This is a genomic window from Streptomyces sp. NWU339 (genome assembly GCF_003143855.1).
In the GTDB taxonomy this organism is placed as follows: domain Bacteria; phylum Actinomycetota; class Actinomycetes; order Streptomycetales; family Streptomycetaceae; genus Streptomyces.
The window spans coordinates 39,679-58,457 of record NZ_QFRK01000002.1 but is presented as its reverse complement, the minus strand read 5'-3'; the positions used below and the strand labels follow the sequence as shown (position 1 = coordinate 58,457).

General features: G+C 68.1%; 12 protein-coding genes. 8 read left to right on the top strand and 4 right to left on the bottom strand.

Features of this window, described 5'->3' with window-relative positions; all coding sequences use genetic code 11:
• Positions 1-84: 84 nt before the first annotated feature.
• A complete protein-coding gene (locus DIZ27_RS03210) occupies positions 85-507 on the top strand; it encodes a hypothetical protein (RefSeq protein ID WP_109376728.1) in 423 nt (140 codons plus the stop codon).
• 158 nt (positions 508-665) lie between these two features.
• Here DIZ27_RS03210 and DIZ27_RS03205 read toward each other — a convergent pair whose 3' ends face one another.
• The gene (locus DIZ27_RS03205) at positions 666-2,375 is read right to left on the bottom strand and encodes an N-acetylmuramoyl-L-alanine amidase (protein ID WP_109377004.1); all 1,710 of its coding nucleotides are present in this window, start codon (positions 2,373-2,375) and stop codon (positions 666-668) included.
• A gap of 31 nt (positions 2,376-2,406) precedes the next feature.
• Positions 2,407-2,547 carry a hypothetical protein gene (locus tag DIZ27_RS45545; protein WP_181383355.1) on the bottom strand — a complete coding sequence of 47 codons (141 nt, stop codon included), beginning with the start codon at positions 2,545-2,547 and terminating at the stop codon, positions 2,407-2,409.
• 775 nt (positions 2,548-3,322) lie between these two features.
• Here DIZ27_RS45545 and DIZ27_RS03200 point away from each other — a divergent pair.
• On the top strand, positions 3,323-4,309 hold the full coding sequence (locus DIZ27_RS03200) for a septum formation family protein (RefSeq protein ID WP_258308212.1): 987 nt from the start codon (positions 3,323-3,325) through the stop codon (positions 4,307-4,309).
• 117 nt (positions 4,310-4,426) lie between these two features.
• Here DIZ27_RS03200 and DIZ27_RS03195 read toward each other — a convergent pair whose 3' ends face one another.
• The gene (locus DIZ27_RS03195) at positions 4,427-4,972 is read right to left on the bottom strand and encodes an SMI1/KNR4 family protein (protein WP_109376727.1); all 546 of its coding nucleotides are present in this window, start codon (positions 4,970-4,972) and stop codon (positions 4,427-4,429) included.
• Positions 4,969-5,514 (bottom strand): hypothetical protein, encoded by a 546-nt coding sequence (locus DIZ27_RS03190; protein WP_258308211.1) that lies wholly within the window; start codon positions 5,512-5,514, stop codon positions 4,969-4,971. The genes DIZ27_RS03195 and DIZ27_RS03190 overlap by 4 nt, the downstream gene beginning before the upstream one ends.
• A 374-nt stretch (positions 5,515-5,888) precedes the next feature.
• On the opposite strand from DIZ27_RS03190, the gene DIZ27_RS03185 reads away from it, so the two are divergent.
• From DIZ27_RS03185 to DIZ27_RS03160, 6 genes are all read left to right on the top strand, one after another.
• A complete protein-coding gene (locus DIZ27_RS03185; RefSeq protein WP_258308210.1) occupies positions 5,889-14,999 on the top strand; it encodes a DNRLRE domain-containing protein in 9,111 nt (3,036 codons plus the stop codon).
• A gap of 108 nt (positions 15,000-15,107) precedes the next feature.
• The gene (locus tag DIZ27_RS03180) at positions 15,108-15,662 is read left to right on the top strand and encodes an SUKH-4 family immunity protein (protein ID WP_109376725.1); all 555 of its coding nucleotides are present in this window, start codon (positions 15,108-15,110) and stop codon (positions 15,660-15,662) included.
• A gap of 75 nt (positions 15,663-15,737) precedes the next feature.
• Positions 15,738-16,346, top strand: coding sequence for a hypothetical protein (locus tag DIZ27_RS03175; protein ID WP_146228899.1), 609 nt, complete (start codon positions 15,738-15,740; stop codon positions 16,344-16,346).
• A gap of 156 nt (positions 16,347-16,502) precedes the next feature.
• On the top strand, positions 16,503-16,835 hold the full coding sequence (locus tag DIZ27_RS03170; RefSeq protein WP_109376723.1) for a hypothetical protein: 333 nt from the start codon (positions 16,503-16,505) through the stop codon (positions 16,833-16,835).
• Positions 16,836-17,123: 288 nt separating this feature from the next.
• Positions 17,124-17,897: a hypothetical protein gene (locus DIZ27_RS03165; RefSeq protein WP_146228898.1), complete on the top strand. Its 774-nt coding sequence runs from the start codon at positions 17,124-17,126 to the stop codon at positions 17,895-17,897.
• A gap of 431 nt (positions 17,898-18,328) precedes the next feature.
• A complete protein-coding gene (locus DIZ27_RS03160; RefSeq protein WP_109377002.1) occupies positions 18,329-18,721 on the top strand; it encodes a hypothetical protein in 393 nt (130 codons plus the stop codon).
• Positions 18,722-18,779 lie beyond the last annotated feature (58 nt).

The following is an 18,779-nucleotide window of genomic DNA, read 5'->3' as shown; positions in this document are numbered from 1 at the left end:
TAAGCTGTCCGATCTTGTGAGCGACTCAACTTTAGACGAAATCCAAGCTAGGATGGTTTCCTGTTAGCACTCAGGAGGCCATCCATGTACGAACCGATCCGCAGCAAGTCGGTCCACCGCACGATGGCCGGCACTCCCCACGACTTCCCCCACCGCTCCCGTGAGGAAGAGCTGGACATCCAGCTCGCGGGCCATCTCGCCGCGCTGCTCGCCGTCACCGACGAGCTGCGTGTCGCGGCACCCTCGACCGATCTGGACACCGCGGCCGAGCGGCTCGCCGAGCAGGTGACCCGCCTGCGGGGAGGACGTAAGCCGGCCCGCGCGTCGGCGACCACGAGGGGCCGTCAGGCGAACGCCACGGCCCTGCACCGACAGGCGCACGCCCGCGCGGGCCGCGCCCTGGTCGTCGCCGCCTCCCGCGCCGACACGGTGGCCGCGATTCTGGCCGCCGAACGGATGGACGCGCACACCGCGGCCCTCGAGCTGCGCGAACTCGCGTCCCGCTGAGCCCCGCCGGGCTCCCCCTTACGGCCCCGGTCCGCGTGCACCCGCAGCGACGCGCGGACCGGGCGCCACGCACCGCGCACCCCCGACGGGGCACTCCGGGCAGCCCGCCCGAAGTGCCCCGTCGCCGTTTCCCCGCGGGATCGGTTCGCGTATGCGGATCAGCCCGCGTACTCCGACGCGCCCGCCGTGCGGCGGATCTCCGGCAGCGCCGAGTAGAGCGCGACACCCGGGCAGAGCGTGGCGAAGCCGTCGCGGTGGCCGGAAATCGCGTTCAGCGTGACCTTGTCGCCGTTCTTCCAGCCCTTGGCGTCGGCCGCCGCGGTGAGGGTCACCTTCGCCTCCGGGTCGACGCCGTGCAGGCCGAGCTTCCAGGCGGAGATGTCGGCGATCGCCTTCTTGGCCGCGGCCGTCGGAATACCGCCGTTCTCGTAGTCACCGAGCAGCGAGACACCGGCCGAGGAGCCGTTGAAGCCGTACGTGTGGGCGCCCCGGACGGGCTTGTCGGTGCCGCCGGCACGGCCCTCGAAGACCGTTCCGCACTTGTCGACGAAGAAGTTGTAGCCGATGTCGTTCCAGCTGTTGCTCTTCACGTGGTACATGAGGATCGCCCGGATGATGGCCGGCGACTCGGCGCACTCGTAGCTGTTCGTACCGGCCGTGTGGTGCACGAAGACCGCGTCGACCTTGTCCAGGTAGTCCGGCGGGTCGGCGACGAGCGACTCGTCCGCGCCCCAGCCGGCACGGCTGACGACCGCCGGTGCGGCAGGCGCGGCCGGCGTCGTCGACTCGGCCGGGTCCGGCTGGGTGCTCGGCTCCGCCGTGGGCTCGGTGGTCGGGTCGGCGGTGGGCTCCTCCGTCGGCTCCTCGCTCGGGGCGGGGGCGCTCGGTTCGGCCGTCGGGTCCTGCGTGGGGTCCTGTGTCGGGTCCTCCGTCGGGTCCTGCGTCGGCTCCTCGGAGGGCTCCGGCGTCGTCGGCTCCGCGCCCGGGCTGCTGGGCTCGGCGGTCGGCTCCTCGCTCGGGGCGGGGGCGCTCGGTTCGGCCGTCGGATCCTGCGTCGGCTCCTCGGAGGGCTCCGGGGCGCTGGAGGTGGCCGGCTGCTCGGTGGCCGGGGGCTCGGTCGGCTCCGAGGACGGCCCGGTCGGCTGCTCGGGGGCGCCGCTCGGCTCGGTTTCCCCGCCGGACTGCGACGGGTCCGGGACGGTGGTCCCGGAGTCACCGGGCTCAGCGGACGGCTTGCCGTTGCCCTTCCCGTTGCCCTTCCCGTTGCCGTTGCCCTTCCCGTTGCCGTTGCCGTTGCCGTTCTCCTGCCCCTTGCCGGTCTTCCCCTTCCCCTTGCCCTTGCCGCCCTTCGTCTCGCCCGGGTCGATCATGTCCAGCCGCAGCGCGTCCGGCACGGCTGTCTCCTTGCCGCCGGCCACGACACGGGCCTCGACGGCGTCCGACGGCCCCACCCACAGCGGCTCGGACGCGCCCCGGACACCGCCGGCGTCACCCTCCTGCGTCTCGGGGGCCCGGATGTCGAAGTCGAGGTCGCGCCAGTCGGTCCACGCGCCGTCCTCCGCCCCGCGGGTACGGATCTGCGCGGTGCCCTCGAACTCGTCGGCGCTGTCCTCCCAGGAGACACCGATGAGCGAGAACAACTGTGTTTCGGTGCGCGGCAGTTCGCGCTTCTTCGGGTCCTTGCCGGTCAACGCCAGCGTATGGGCCTGCGCAGGACGCGCGGCCTCGTCGGCGCCGCCGCCCTCGGAACCTCCGCCGACGGCCACGGCCGTCACACCGGTGCCTGCCAGGACCACGGCCCCGGCCGCCAGCCAGATCGTGCGCTTCGACGTTCTCGTACGCCGTGCGCGGGTTCCCCCTGGACTCATGCCCACCCCTTGTGAACCTTGTACGTGAAGATCAGTTGTCGTTGGCGGGCGGCTCGCCGACACCGGTGGCGCGGCCGAACTCACCCACAGCAGCGGCCCGTTGGACGTGCCCGCTGTGGATCGCGAGTGTGCAGGCCGCCCGGCCGCCCTGCTCGCCGAGGACGAGCGTCACCGCTCGCGTTCTTGCCCGCGTGCTCGCCCGCACCGTTCTGCGCACCGGTGGTTTCGGCGCCGGCCGCCGCCGCATCCGCCTTCACACCGCTCCCGGCTTCCGCGTGGTGCGGCCCCTCAGACGTACTCTCCGGTTCTTCGCTTTCTACGGATTCCGTGGATTTCGCGGATTCCTTCGATGACACGAACAGGGCCCGGCTCTCGGTGTGACGGATCGATGCGGCATGCAACTGAAGTCGGACCGGGCGGTTATACACCACGCGGAGCGCGCCGCGCGACGGGGAGAGCAAAAGGGGCGAACCGACTGCTTTTCGGTGGGGTAAATTCCCTGAATGTCCTTGGGCTTGACGGGGCCTCGATCCATTGGTCAATAATTCGCCCGCGCACCCGCGAGCCGCCCTTTCACCTGCTCGCGGGCGACGGAACACGGCTGACTTCCGAACCTGACACGTCGACAACAGGCCGTCTGCGAGGTCTGGTTATCGCACTTCCGGCCTGGCTCTGCCCCGGGTTCGTACACCTGCATCGGCCCCCGCTGATGCGCTGAGCGGGCTGCGGCAGGACTCATGGCAGCCCCAGTCCGAGAAAGGCTGGAATCGGATGTCGGTTTCCCCTCCGCCGAATTTTCCCGAGCCGCCCGGCCCGTGGTCCCGTCCCGAACCACAGTGGCGTCCCGCACCCGCGCCACCGGCGTTGAACGGCCTGGCGGTCACCTCCCTGGTGACGTCGTTGCTCTGCCTCGCGCCCCTGGGGCTGGTCTTCGGCTGCGTCGCGTTGTGGCAGATCCCCCGACGGGGCAGCGGGGCACGGGCCTGGCGATCGCCGGGCTCTCCGTCTCCGGAGCGGTTCTCCTGCTGGCAGCTGTCGTCATCCCGGTCATCGACTTCAGGATCTGGACACTTCCCGCTCGCAGCGACAGCGGCGACGTCACAAGGCCGGGCCAGGCCACGATCCAGTCGATCCGCACCGGTGACTGCTTCACCCCGCGTGGCGGGCTGCCGGAACCAGGGACACCGCCGCTGGGCGACGGAAGTGTGCAACTGATCCCCTGCGACAAACCGCACCGCGCAGAGGCCTACGCCTCCTTCACCCTCACCGAGGGAGACTTCCCGGGGCTCGACGGCATCGCGGCGACCGCCCGGCCGCAGTGCGCGAGGCTCTTCATGGACTACGCGCTCGATCCGATGGCCTTCGGACGGCTGCAGACCTACTACTTCCATCCCGACGAACAGGGATGGGCGACCGGGCGGCGCACCGTGGTGTGCTGGGTGGCCCGGCCGGGCGACGCCGAACTCGACGTCTCGGTGCGCGGGAACGCCTCCGAGCTGGGCGCCGCCCAACTGGAGTTCCTCGCGGCGGTGAAACCGCTGAACACCGCCGGCGCGCTCCGCCCGGCGAAGAGCCCGCGGCAGGACCTCGCCCACGCCACCGCCTGGGCCGGACGCATGGCCCAGGCACAGGCCGAGACCATCCGGCTGCTCGAGGAAGCCGACCTGCCGAACGCCGAAGCGCCCACCGGCCGACTCGTGGCGGAACTCGAAGCGGGACTGCCCTTCTGGCAGCAGGCAGCCGAAGCACCCGACGCCGACGCCTTCCTCAGCCATCTGCGGTCCGTCGACCAGCACAACGGAGAACAGCACCTCCGCCGGATACGCGGCCTGCTGGATCTCCCGCTGCCCACGTCCGAACCGGCCCAGGCGCTCGAGCGCACCGCCGTCTCCGCAGCCGACCGGGCCCGCCGAGTTGGCAGGGAGCGCAGTTGAATCGTCAACGAGCAGGGACGTCGCGCCCGGCGGGGACAGCAGCGATCACCGTCACCCTGGTGGCTGCATGCGTCATTGGCTCTGTCCACGTGCTCCGACAGCGCCCGGGGCAGTCGTTCAGGCCGACCGAGCGTCACCGGAGTGCCACTGCCGCACCCACTGCTCGAAGCCCCAGGCGTCCTCCCCGGGCACCGGGCCGGCCCCCACGTCGGCCACCATCCAGACCTCGCCCCGGCGGGGCCCCGTGGTCACCAGCACCCAGAACGACTGCCCGTCCTCCGAGCCCAGAACGATCGACCCCTTGGTGTACACGGCATCGGTGCGTGGATCGCCCTCAGGGTCGACCGTCCCGTCGTCCTCCCACTGCCAGGCCGCCTCCAGGGGGAACAGTTCTCCCGGCTGCCGCGGACCGAGGTCCGGCCAGCTCTCCGGCAGCCACCCGAGCGGCTGCAGACCCCCGTCTTCCGCGGGACCGAGACTGCACCCGTTGCTGATCTCCGCAACGAAGGTTCTGTACGGCTCCGGGAGCGTCACCCGGTTCTCGGTCTCCCACACGGCGACGTCCTCATGGCCGAGGGGAGGCTCACGCCACTCGGGCCCGAACGCGGAACGCAGGAAGTCGAGGGTGGCCTCGACTGGGCGCTGATCAGGTGTGGTCGTCACGGCAGCGTGCTGTTCGAGGGGGAGTCGGCGTCGGCCGGTGCGGGGAGTTCGCCGGCGCAGGTGGCGCGGCCGTGGGTGCCCGACGCGGTGGCGCTCTGGACGTGAGCGCCGCGTATGGCGAGGGCGCAGCGCGCCTGTCCGCCGTCGCCGTCGAGGACGATGCTGAGGGTGGGCGGCTGGCCCAGCGGCACCTGAACGGTCTTCTTCCAGGGCAGCCTGATGTCCTTCTCGACGGTTGCCTTGCCCCCCTCGCTGCGGGCGAGGTAGCTGACGTCGACGTGGCCCTCACCGGTCACCCGGTACGTCACGGCGGCCGTCGGGGCCTTCGGCCGCTCGGGTTCGGTGGCGTTGTCCGTGCCGAGGGCGCCGTACAAGAGGAAGCCCAGACAGGCGGCGAGGATCACTCCGGCGGCGAGGAAGCCGGCCCGGTCGCCGCCACGGCGTCTTCCGGCCGATTCACGGGCCGTGGTGGCTGAATCCTTTCCGATGCTTTCCGGGTCGGCTGTTTCCGTTTCTTCTGCGGCGTTCTCGGTTTTCGGCATGGGCCTGGCCTTCGTCGGGGCGTGGTGTGCACGCGTTCTTCCTGCACGGAACCGGGCGGTTATACCGCACGACGACCTACCCGTTCCACCCCTTGAACAAAGCGGGCATAAATTCGATGTTTGCAACGTCGACCTTCCGGATCATCCGTCAATCAACCGGAATGGGAAAGAGATTGACGCGGCCTTTCGCGCGTGATTAGACAAGCCCCGCTTCGCGCGTTCCGCGAAGAGATCCGGTCGGGAATTCCCGCTCGGTGGCTCGGCGTGCCCGAATTCCAGACTTCCTGGAAGGCGGATGCGTCGCGAATGGGAGGGCATGGGACGTGAAAGTCCGATACGGGAGATGGATCTCCTGTCTTGTCGCGGCTGCGGTGGTGAGCACCACGCTGCCGCAGGTGGCGTACGCGTCGTCCGGGCCGTCGTCGGACGGTGACGGCAAGGGCGTGCTCGAGTCGCTCACCGACTGGCTGGGCGGGGACGACGCCGAGGAGGCGTCGCCGAAGGCCCCGCCGCAGTCGGACGCGGGTGTCGCCGACCGGCAGAAACTGCCGAAGGGCAAGAACGCGCCGAAGGCGAAGCGGGTCAAGGAGCTGACGGACCGTCGTACCGAGAACGCCCGGTACTGGCAGATGTCGGACGGCCGGACCGAGGTGGAGCTGTCGGCGGTGCCGACGTCCTACCGTGACGGCAGTGGCAAGAAGGCCTCGTGGAAGGCGATCGACACCTCCGTGCGGGCGTCGCAGGCGAAGGGCTTCGACTTCGCGAACACGACGAACACGCTGCACAGCCGGTTCGGTTCGGACGCCGACAAGCTGCTACGGGTGGAGGCCGGTGCGGGCCGGTCGGTGACGATGGGCCTGGCCGGCGCGGACACGCTGAAGCCGGTGGCCGAGGGCAGCACCGTCACCTACAAGGACGCGGTCGACGGCACGGACCTCACCTACGAGGTGGGTGCCGGGCGCGTCAAGGAGAACATCGTCCTGAACGAACGGCCTTCCGGGCCGGTGAAGTTCACGTTCACGCTGGACGTGGACGGGCTGACCCCGAAGCAGGCCGAGGACGGTTCGATCCGCTTCTACGGCGAGCCCGCCGACCCGGTGCTGGTGATCCCGGCCGGGTTCATGACGGACTCGAAGAAGGACAAGTCCTCCCCGTACGGCACCACGTACAGCACCGCGGTCGGGCAGAAGCTCTCCAAGAGCGGTGACGGCTGGCGACTGACGGTCACCCCGGACGCCAAGTGGCTGGCGGCGAAGGAACGTCGGTATCCGGTGACGGTCGACCCGACGATCGAGATCGCGCCGACGCCGTCGACGGCGCAGGACGTGATGATCTCCTCGGACGGGCCGGGGACGAACTACGACGACAACTGGCGTCTGTCGGTCGGCAACACCACCTCCGGCTCCTCCCGCGCCCTACTGCGCTTCCCGCTGCCCCGGATTCCCGCCGGGACGCCGGTGGACTCGGCGGACCTGAAGCTGTACTACGACCAGACCCACACCACCTCCGGCGACGAGGTGCAGCTTCAGGCGCACCGGGCCACCCGGGCCTGGAAGGAGGCGGAGGCCACCTGGGACAGCGCCAAGGACCTCACCGGTGAGCTGTCCGGCACGTCCGTCGTGGTCGACGACGGGGACACGGGCCGCACCGCGGCGGTGGGCGCGTGGCCGGCGTCGGGGAACACCGCCTATACGCAGTACGCGGTCAACCAGGACTACCTGTACAACAAGGACTCGGTGCCGGGCGATTCGTACGCCTGGCAGCCGAGTCTGCCGGAGGACGGCACCTACCAGGTCGAGGTGCACAACGTGCCCGGGCCCGACCGGGCGACGAACGTGCCGTACACGGTCACGTACGCGGGCGGATCCAAGCAGTACACCGTCGACCAGAAGTCCGGCAGCGGCGGAGTGTGGAAGACCCTGGGGTCGCATCCGTTCACGGCGGGCACGACCGGCAAGGTCGTCCTGGGCGACGGCCCGGCCTCCGGTTCCACCGCGGTCATCGCGGACGCGGTCCGCTTCACCAAGGGCGGCGTCGTCACCAAGAAGCCGGGCGAGGTGAGCACCTGGCACTCGTTCGAGGTGACGAAGACGGTTCAGCAGTGGATCAACGGCACCCACGAGAACCACGGTTTCGTGGTCAAGGCCGATGACGAGAGCACCAACGGCCCCAAGGGCGGCCCCCGTTACGAAGGCAGCGAATACGCCTACAACGGTGAGACCGCCAACTACCCGCGTCTGGTGCTGACCTTCGGCCGCCAGGGCGCGAACCTGGACAGCCCGTCCGTGATCCACTCCACGGGCGCGGAGCTGCACTGGTCCGACTACCAGGACCCGGACGCGAATTCCACGGACGACGACCTGGTCAAGTACCAGGTCCATCGCTCGGTCTTCCAGTCGTTCACGCCGTCGGCGGCGACGCTGGTGGCTCCGGTGGACCGGTCGGCGAACGGTTTCACCGACACCACGGCGGTGCCCACCGCGGCGGACAGCGCCGACCCGTTCGGCCGGGCCTACTACTACATGGTCGCGGTGAAGACGAAGGACGGCCAGGTCATCGCCTCGCCGACCCAGCTGGTGCGGCTACCGAAGGCGGGCCGCACGACCAAGGTGATCAGCGCCGGTCAGGACACCACCCTGTCCTCGGCGCAACCGACTCAGTCCCACGACTCGTTCGACGAGTTCGGACCGCAGCCCTGGCTGACGGTCGGCAACAACTCCACCACCTACGGCGACACCCGCACCCTGTTGGACTTCGGCGACCTCGGCATCCCCGCCTCCTCGCGGGTACTGCAGGCGACCGTCCGCCTGTGGGGCACCCAGACCACCACCGGCGCTGCGGGAGGCGTCTACGAACTGCGCCCGCTGTCCCGGGACTTCGACGAGACAGCGACGTGGAACAAGGCCACATCCGCCACCGCCTGGGTCAAGCCCGGCGGTGACGTCGGCGAGGTGGTCTCCGACGTCGGCTCGATGAGCAACGACCCGTCCCGCCGCGACTGGGACGTCACCTCCCTCGCGCAGGGCTGGGTGACCGACCCGGACACGCGGCACGGCGTCGCGATCAAGATGGCCGACGAGGCCGCCGAGCAGGAGCGCTCGGTCTTCCTGTCCTCGGAGGCGCCCGAGCAGCGTCTGCGGCCCAAACTCGTCGTCACCTACATCGACGAGACACCCGAGTCGACGTACCACGCACCGGGCACACCCGCTCGGATGACGCCGAACACCACCTACACCGTCGACGTCACCCTCACCAACACCACCGACCAGGAATGGACGACGGCCGGTCACGAGCTGACCTACCGGTGGTCCCTGCCGGACGGCACCGACGTCACGACCGGCGGCAACCAGATCCGCACGGCACTGCCGCAGGACCTCGCTCCCGGGGCCTCCGTCACCATCCCCACGCAGGTCAAGACACCGATCAACTCCGACTCCGGCAACAAGCGCACCGAGTACACGCTGACCTGGGAGGTCCAGGACGCGGCCGGTACGGCGGCGGCGGTCACCGGCCTGAAGCAGAACGTGGCCGTCGAGGACCCGACCTCCAACCAGCTGGGCCTGGAGAAGTTCTACTCCTACACCGGCAAGAACACCGGCGCCGGCTCGACGCTGATGAACAACCTGGCCTCGGGCAACAACGTCTGGTCCTACAACGCGATCAACAACCCGGGCCGGGGTCTCAACACCTTCGCACGCCTGGCCTACAACAGCCTCGACACCTCCGACACGGTGCTCGGCGCGGGCTGGTCCGCGCAGGTCTCCGGGCCCACCCGGCTGGGCGCGCCGCTGGACTTCCACCCCAACCCGAACCCGACGGAGGTCCGCCTCCCGGACGGCGACGGCACCACGCACGTCTTCCGCAAGCAGGACAACGGCACCTGGAAGGCACCGGCGGGTGTCCACTTCCGGCTGGAGTCGAAGCCCGGTCTGGACTGCAAACCGTCGGCCGACCCGGTTCCGGACGCCTGGACGCTCACGCGCCCCGACGGCACCCGCTTCCTCTTCGGCTGCGACGGCTACATGACGTCCGCCGTCGACAACGACGGCAACACGCAGACGTTCACGTACGAGGAGCGCAAGTCCAACAACAAGCCGACCAAGTTCCTCCGGTACATCACCGACCCGGTCGGCCGGCAGTCCCTCACCGTCGACTACTACGAGAAGGGCGACGCCTCCTACGAGTACATCGACGACACGGGCACGAAGGTCACCGGCTCGAAGCTGACCAACTCCAAGATCTACGACCACGTGAACTCCATGACGGACGTCTCGGGCCGCACGATCACCTTCTACTACACGGAGAAGGGTCTGCTCGGCCGGATCGTCGACGGCGAGGGCTCCTCGCAGCCGAAGGTCTTCGGGCTCACCTACGACGCCACCCAGGGCAACAAGAACGTCAAGCTGGTCAAGGCGACCGACCCGCGCGGCAACGCCACCTCGCTGGCGTACTACTACCCGAAGGAGGGTGACGACCCGAAGTACCACTGGTGGACGCAGACGATCACCGATCGCCGCGACCACACCACGGACTTCGCCTACCGGCCCGACGCGACGAACCCGAAGTTCACCGACACCAGGGTCACCGACGCCGAGAAACACGCCACGGACCACGTCCTGGACGACTTCGGCCGCCCGGTGCGGATGACGAACGCCAAGTCCCAGACGACCGAGCTGAGCTGGGACGCGGACAACAACGTCGTCTACACGCAGCAGGCGAACGGCGCGAAGACCGCCGCCTGCTACGACCCGAAGACGGGCTACCCGCTGCGGATGTGGGACGCCGAGGTCACCAAGGGCTGGAAGCAGTTCAACCCGACGGACTACTGCGACCCGGCCTGGTACCCCGACAAGGGCACGAAGTTCGAGTACACGACCCGCGCCGACGGCTACTCCGCCGACCTGTGGCGCAAGACGTCGCCGCTCGGCAACGCCTGGGAGTTCGGCTACGACCGGTTCGGCAACCAGATCTCGGTGACGGACCCGGAGGGCGTCGCCTCGGCGGCCGAGGGCGACCACACCGCCACCACCGAGTACGACGCCCATGGCCAGCCCACCCAGCAGACCGACGCCAACGGCAACAGCACCACGTACGCCGGCTTCGGCCCGCACGGCTACCCGGCGAAGATCACCGACGCGCTGGAGAACTCCACCACGTTCGTCTACGACGAGCGCGGCAACACCACGGAGGTCGTCAACGCCAAGGGCGCCAAGGTCACCCAGGCCTACGACTACTTCGGCCGCCCGCTGGAGCAGAAGCAGCCCAAGGACCAGGCCGACGACGCCTACATCATCACCCCGGCACCGGAGTACGACGCCAACAACAACCTGGTGAAGGTGTTCGCGCCGAACGGCGCCGAGTCGACCTCGGTGTACGACGCAGCCGACCAGGTCACCGCCTCGCTCGCGCCCAAGGACGAGCCCACGGACGGCGAGCGGCGCACGACCACCACGTACGACAAGGTCGGCAACGTCAGGACCGTCACCGAGCCCAAGGGCAACCTGACGGCCACGGTCGGCGACTACACCACCACCTACACCTACGACGAGATCTACCAGCCGGTCTCCGTCGTCAACGCCAAGGGCGACAAGGTCTCCAGCGAGTACGACGACGTCGGCAACCTGGTCACCCTCGTCGACCCGAAGAAGAACGCCACCGCGGACACCGCCGACTTCACCACGAAGTACACCTACGACCTGAACCACCGGGTCGTGAGGACGACGGACGCGGCCGGCAAGTTCACCACCGTCGAGTACGACCTCGACGGCCGCTCGCCCAAGGCCACCGACGCCGAGGGCAACAGCACCCTGACGACCTTCGACCGGCGCGGCCTGGCCGAGGAGATCAAGGTCCCCTACTCGAAGGACGGCTCCGGCACCATCACGTACCGGACCACCCGCTTCGAGTACGACGAGGTCGGCAACCGGACGAAGGAGATCAGCCCCCGCGGCGTCGAGACCACCGACGACGCGACCGACTTCACCGTCGAGACGGTCTACGACGAGCTGAACCGGGTCAAGGAGCGGCTCAGCCCGTTCGACACCGGTGACGCCCGCTACGGCACACCGGACAAGACGTTCTACTTCTACGACCCGGTCGGACAGCTGGAGCGTGTCTCCGCGCCGCCGTCGCAGGGGCAGAGCGTCCGCAACGACACCGAGTACACCTACTACGACAACGGGTGGACGAGGACCGCGAAGGACCCCTTCGAGATCACCACGTCCTACGACTACAACGCGCTCGGCCAGCAGACGCGCAACACACTGACCTCGGCCGGCGGCTCGTCGCAGCGCACGATGACGTGGGACTTCTACCCGTCGGGCAACCAGAAGGCGCGCTCCGACGACGGCATCCCGGTGGGCAACCAGGTCGTGGTCGTCGACTCCACCGACGTCAACAACACGGCGGCGCAGGGCAACTGGGACGCCTCGCAGGCGACCGGCCAGTGGGGCTACAACGTCCGCACCAACGCCACCGGTACCGGCGCGGACAGCTTCACCTGGCAGCTGAACATCCCGCAGGACGGCGCGTACGAGGTCTTCGTCCGGCACGGTGACGTGACCGGCGCGGCGACCGACGCACCGTTCAAGATCACGCACGCGGACGGCGAGGTCACCAAGCCGGTCGACCAGACGCAGCGGTCGGGCGAGTGGGTCTCACTGGGCTCGTACTCCTTCACCGAGTCCGGCACCCAGAAGGTCACGCTGACCGACGCCGCCGACGGCACGGTCGTCGCCGACGGCCTGAAGCTGGTCCGCTCGAACACGGGTGAGACCGACGACGAGAAGAAGGACTTCACCTACAGGTACGACGTAAACGGCCTCCTGACCGAGGTCAAGGACCTCTCACCGGGCGCGAAGGCCGACGCCTACACGATGGCCTACGACGAGCTGAACCAGCTCACCAAGGTCGAGGAGAAGCTGGGCTCGACGGTCAAGAACACGACATCGCTCACCTACGACGCCAACGGCAACCCGCTGGAGACCACCCACGACGTGACGTGGTCGAAGGCCGAGTACGACGTCCGTGACCTGATCGACAAGATCACGAACGCCGACTCGCCGACGGCGGGCAACCAGCAGATCACCACCTTCACCTACACCGACCGCGGCCAGCCGCTGAAGCAGACGAAGCCGAACGGCAACACCGTCGACTACGCGTACTGGCTCAACGGCGCCGTCAAGTCGCAGGTGGAGAAGAAGTCCGGCGGCACGCTGGTCGCCTCGCACGACCTGGAGTACGACCCGAACGGGAACCGCTCCAAGGACACGGCGAAGGTCATGAACGCCGACAACGCGGCGGACTACCTGGACACCGTCTCCACCTTCACCTACGACCCGCAGGACCGCATCGCCGAGGTCACCAGGACCGGTGACGCGGCGGGCACGGAGAAGTACCGGTACGACGGCAACTCCAACATCGTCGAGCAGACGGTGGGCGGGGTCACCTCCACGTCGACGTACGACCGCAACCGGCTGCTGAAGACGACGGCCGCGGGTGTCGCCTCCACCTACAACTACGACCCGCTGGGCCGCCTCGACACGGTCTCGTCCAACGGCTCGGTGCAGGAGAAGTACACCTACGACGGCTTCGACCGCATCGCCAAGCACACGGCGGGCACGGGCACGTCGGCCAGGTCCACGTCGTACGTCTACGACGCCTTCGACCGCACCGCGGAGCAGACCACGTCCGGCACGAACGGGAAGACGACGCTCTTCACGTACCTGGGCATGGAGTCGAAGGTGCTGCGGGAGGAGGTCGCCGGCAAGGCGGCCAAGTCCTACCAGTACAGCCCGTGGGGCCAGAAGCTCACCCAGATCAAGCACAAGGACACCGCCCCGCACGAGTACTCCCAGTTCCTCTACCACCCCAAGGGCGACGTGGAGGCGATCACGAAGGAGGACGGCACCACCCGGGCCACCTACGGCTACTCGGCCTACGGCTCGGACGACGAGAAGCAGTTCACCGGTGCCGACAAGCCCGACGCGGCGAACCCGGACAAGGAGCAGTACAACGACTACCGCTACAACGCGCAGCGGTACGACGACGGCTCCGGCACCTACGACATGGGCTTCCGCAACTACGACCCGGGCCTGAACCGCTTCCTCACCCGCGACATGTACGGCGGCGCCCTGGACGACATGTCCCTGGCCACCGACCCGTACACCGGCAACCGCTACGCCTTCGCCGGCGGCAACCCGATCTCCTTCGTGGAGCTCGACGGCCACCTCTTCGGCCTGGACATCTCCCTGTCCGACGTGGGCCACGCGGCCCTCGACGTGGCGGGCATGGTCCCGGTGATCGGCGAGGCCGCGGACATCGCCAACGGCATCTGGTACGCCGCCGAGGGCAACTACGCGGACGCGGCCCTGTCGTTCGCCTCGGCCGTCCCGGGCATCGGCAACGCCGTCACTGCGGCGAAGTACGCCAAGAAGGGCGCCAAGGCGGCCGACGCGGTCAAGAACGCCAACAAGTCGTCCAAGGCGAAGCCGAAGACGTCCAAGCCGAAGCCCAAGGCTTCCAAACCGAAGAAGACGGCCGACAAGCCTTCCCCCAAGAAGAAGGGCGGCAGTTGCAAGGCCCCGGCGAAGAAGAACAGCTTCGTACCGGGCACCAAGGTCCTGATGGCCGACGGGTCCACGAAGAAAATCAAGGACCTCAAGGCGGGCGAGTACGTCCTGGCCTCCGACCCGGAGACCGGAGACCTGCAGGCCCGCCAAGTCACCGACACCATCACCGGTGACGGCGTCAAGCACCTGGTCACCCTCACCGTCGACCCCGACGGCAAGGAGGGCGATGCCAAGCCCGCAACCATCACGGCCACGGGCGAGCACCCGTTCTGGCTGCCCGACTTCGGCCAGTGGGTCAACGCGGAGGATCTCGAGCCCGGCATGTGGCTTCAGACCTCGTCCGGCACCTGGGCCCAGATCACCGCGATCGACGAAACCCACCGGGCCCAGCGCGTTCACAACCTCACCGTCGACGGAGTACACACGTTCTTCGCGCTGGTGGGTACGAACCCTGTGCTCGTGCACAACAGTGGCCCGGTTCCGCTCAACTGTCAGTCGTCACAGTTGGCCCAGATTTCCATGAACGCAAGGATGACGAACAGGGTTCAGGCCTCACAGAACGTTGCCGTCTATCAAGTCGGAAGTGGCTCGAATGCGCGCTTCCTGGCTGCAGCAAATGACCCGGGCGGTCTTCACTCGGAAGAGATCCTGAATCGGTACATCGCCGACCCGGCGAACGGGATCTCCGCAGACGACATCGTCGGTGTATATTCCGAGCGAGTGCCGTGCGGCACCGAGCCCCACAACTGTTCTGCAACATTGAATCAGTACAAGAACCTCGGCGGTAATATTTCCTGGAGCCTCAACCCGGACGGCATCAGAAATGGCCGAAAAAATGCAGGAGCAATCGCGCGAGCCATGGGATCATTCCGTGGCGCTGCTGCGGATCTGCCTGGTTTCGACTGGATCTCATAGCAGTCCCGCAATGAGCAGCCACCTGCGCTAGCAGTTGGACTTGGCCGGCCACCGGGAGGGTGGCCGGCCAAGTTTCCTTTTCCACTCGCCGATCATCTGGAGCCCATCGTGAAGAATTTTGAACTACAGGCGGAGTTCGATGAAATCATTGAGTTGCCGCTCAGGGCCCTACCTCGCTCCGACTTCGGTGCATCGTATCCGCCACTGGATCTCGCCTCATGGGGACTGTCCATGGAAGATGCGACTGCGCTGCGCGAGTTCGGGATCCCGGTGATGGAGCCTCAGGGAGGGCGGCACGGGGTGCAACTTGTGGGTGACGTCCAGAAAGCTTCGGCGCCAGAGATTCGGTCCGCGGCCGGTAATGCCTTTCGACTCGGTGAGTACTGGGGGAGATCGATCGGTGTGCTGCAAGGGGAAGGAGTGGTGGTCGCCTTCCCGCACTCGGATGATCAAACGGTTTCCTGCGTGAACTCAACGACGCGCAAATTCGTTGAAACGTCTTGGCGGTGGTGTTTGGCAAGGAGAACCCTGAAAAAAATGGATGATCCGGATCAACTGTATGACAGTTTGGAGCGCTTCTACGACCTGGCGTGCGAAGTGGACACCGAAGTAGGGGAGAGCAGTAAGTTCAACTGGTGGCCTGGCGTTGTAGCCGGATGGTGATACGGCCCGGCGGTCCGAACGCCTTGCCGTGCAAGCACGGCCCGACGGGCGGCGGCGCCCGATAGCCTCGGCCGCGTGATCGATGAAACGACCCGGTGGCGTCGGTTCGCCGCGCTCCTGCCACCCGCCGACGCCGCGGGATTTGTGGCCTGCTGGAACACCGGGGAGCAGGAAGCCGGACTCGACCGGCTCGTCGCCGGCCTTCTGGACCATCGGGTGCCGATCAGCGAGACCGTGCGGGCCGAGATCGCCGTGGCTGCCGAGGTCTGGGGCGTGTGGACAGCGCTCGCTCCCCGTCTCGGCCGATGCCTCGCCGATTGCCAGGAGGACGCCGGACCGAGGTTGATCGAGCATGCCGACACCACCCCGTTGCCCGGGTCCTCCGTCGGGACCGACACGGCGCTGACCGATCTCCTGGTCGTTCCGTGGATCGCCTGTACGCGCTGCGGCCAGGTCCTCGCACGAGCGCACACCCGGGAGCCGTGGGGCGACCTGTCCTACCTCGCAAGACACTACGTACTGTTCGCCCCCGGGCGGAACGCGTCGACGACGCTGTTCGCTCCCGACTCGGCCTGGGCCGCCCTGACGGAGCTGCGCACGTCCTGCGCCCGGGCACAGGCACCCGTTCGGGGGGCCGTACGAGCATCGGAGAAGGCATCTTCTGAGGCAATGACCGAAGAGTGAGGGTGCCGGTGACCGGAGACGGAGGGTGGCTCCTTTCTCCTGACACCGGTCTCACGGCTTCACGCGTAGACGGGCCACCGCGGTGACGGCGACCTGGTCATCGAAGCGGCGGACGCGGGACACTCCGAGTATTACGCGCTACTGGGAAGAAACGTCGTGGTTCTCGACGACGAACCGCTTCGCACCACGATCATGGAGTCACGGTCGCTCGTCGTTCAGTGGATTCGCTCCCCCTCCGAGGAAGAGCCCCGAAGGCACGCCTCGGAGTTCGACCTCGATTCCGCCGTGTGGTGTAAAGGGCCCGTGCTGGAATGCAAGGGGAGCAGCGCCGTCATGGACGCGGCCGGTCCCGAAGACGAGGCGACTGCGGAGTGCATGTTCGTGTTCGATCCCGGAGGGGGCGAGGTCCGTGTCGACAGCGCGGAAGTGGCGCTTGCCCCGCGTTGCGCAGCGAAGGTCCACCGTCTGGTGCCGTCGACGGTTCCGTAACCGGTTGCACCCGGCAGGGAAAAGGGAAACGGCCTCGTGTCAGGTCCGAGGCCGTCCCCCGACTGCGGACGGTGGAAGACGAGGCGGTGCTGCGGCAGTTCGGAAGAACGGGTGAAACGGATGAAGTCCCGGGAAGCAGCGACGGCGACATCGTCGCCGTCGACCACGCCGACTGCGCCGAACCGTCAGGCCGGCATGGGAGCCGGTCCGGGACCCTACGAAATCGAGCCGGGAAAAGGAGTCGCCGGCCTGGCCTTCGGGGAGCCCCGTGGCGGTCTCCGGAAGCGGTTGGGTGTCCCGGCGCCCTTCCGACGGTCGGCGACGTCGGCCGAGCTCGATGACCAGTACGACGACCTGGGGTTGATCCTGAGCTTCGACGATCAGGACCTCCTGGGGTCGATCGTGGTCACCGCCCCGGCACAGGCCGGGTTCCACGGTGTCGCCCTGCTGGGCGGGCCTGTGTCGCGGGTGCTCTCCACGCTGGCGGACCTCGGCTCGGAGTTCGTCGCCGACGACGGATCCTGGGCTTCCGGCCTCGGCCTCGTTCTCGACTGCGGCGGCTCGACCGACGCCGATGCTCCGGTCCACAGCGTGACCGTCCATGCTTCGGCCGCCTGGAACCCGGAGATCGAACTCTTCTCCTCCACCCCGGCACAGGAGCCCAAGCGCGTCCATGCGGTCACACCCGGCGTCGGCATCCCGCTCGTCCGGCTCGGCGAGCCGATGGCCGAGGTACGCGCGCGCATGGGCAGTGGCGCCACCTGGCGGCCGCCCTTCGGGCCCAGCCGGGCGGACAGCTTCTGGGAGGAGGGCGTCGAGGTCGGCTACGACGTCCAAGGTTTCGTCAGCCGCATCGCGGTCGAGCGCCCGGCTCAAGTCCTCCTGGAGGGAAGGGAGCTCATCGGCGTACCCGCTGGTGAGATACGCACGCAACTGTCGGAGTCCGGCATCACCGTGCTGTCCGAGGAGGCGGAACTCGTGTGCCCGCAGGCGGGCGTCCGCCTGCTGGTGGCACGGCCCGGAGACGACGGTCTCCCCATCTGCGGAGTGATCATCGAGTGATGATCACTTAGACGAAACACGTCAGGGTCCGTCGATCTGTCGACGGACCCTGACTCGTGAAGGGTTGGAAACCGGTGATCACCTTTGTGGTGAAGTGGCCGGCGAACCACGCAAGGCGATCGCGGACATGGCGTGCACGCAGGCGTTTCCCTTCACTCGGGCCCGGACAGTAAGCGGGGGTCTTGGCATCCGAGCCCAGGCTGGAGTGACTGCATGAGTGTGACATGCCCCTGACGACGCATGGCGAGTGAAAAGGTTGTACCGGTTTCCGCAGGACCTCATGTGGGATTCCGCACGTCCGTGACCCGTGATGCCTCCAAGGCCGGATCCGCTTGATCTGATGGGGGACGGGCGGGAGCTCTCCCCGAATCGAGTGGAGGGGGAGCGGTCCTGTGAGTGATGTGAGCGATCGAATGCCGTGTGCGGAGGACATGCGGACATACGCGGGGGCCTTTGTCAGTCGCGTCACCGCCCGCAAGCGGCTCCCGCTGGACTACTCCGTGGCCAGTCTCCGCCTCGTCGATTTCCTGGTCGACGGGCTGCGCAAGGACGGCGCGGAAGAGGCACGGGTGAGCGGTGCGCTGTTAGGGATCGGGGCCTACGTCGGTGAGGTGCTGGTCCGCCGTGCGGACGCGCAGTGGGTCGACTTCGACGCCGACCAGCAGGCCTACTTCGGGCAGCCGATCGGCGTACGGATGCCGGACGGACGGGTGTGGAACCCCCTCGGCAAGGTCCGCAACTGCTTCGCGGCGGGCAGCTCACAGGAGTCGTTGCGCACCTTCTACCTGACCCTGCACGGACGAGGCCGGCGTGCCGCCGCCTGACGCCCCCCGGTCACAGCCGGCACGTCGGTGCCGTCCTTGCCCCTGACCCCGTAGCGCC

Coding starts and splice junctions, on each gene's coding strand:
- DIZ27_RS03210 (WP_109376728.1), top strand. CDS start 85: ATGTACGAACCGATCCGCAGCAAGTCGGTCCACCGCACGATGGCCGGC.
- DIZ27_RS03160 (WP_109377002.1), top strand. CDS start 18,329: ATGCGGACATACGCGGGGGCCTTTGTCAGTCGCGTCACCGCCCGCAAG.
- DIZ27_RS03190 (WP_258308211.1), bottom strand. CDS start 5,514: ATGCCGAAAACCGAGAACGCCGCAGAAGAAACGGAAACAGCCGACCCG.
- DIZ27_RS03205 (WP_109377004.1), bottom strand. CDS start 2,375: ATGAGTCCAGGGGGAACCCGCGCACGGCGTACGAGAACGTCGAAGCGC.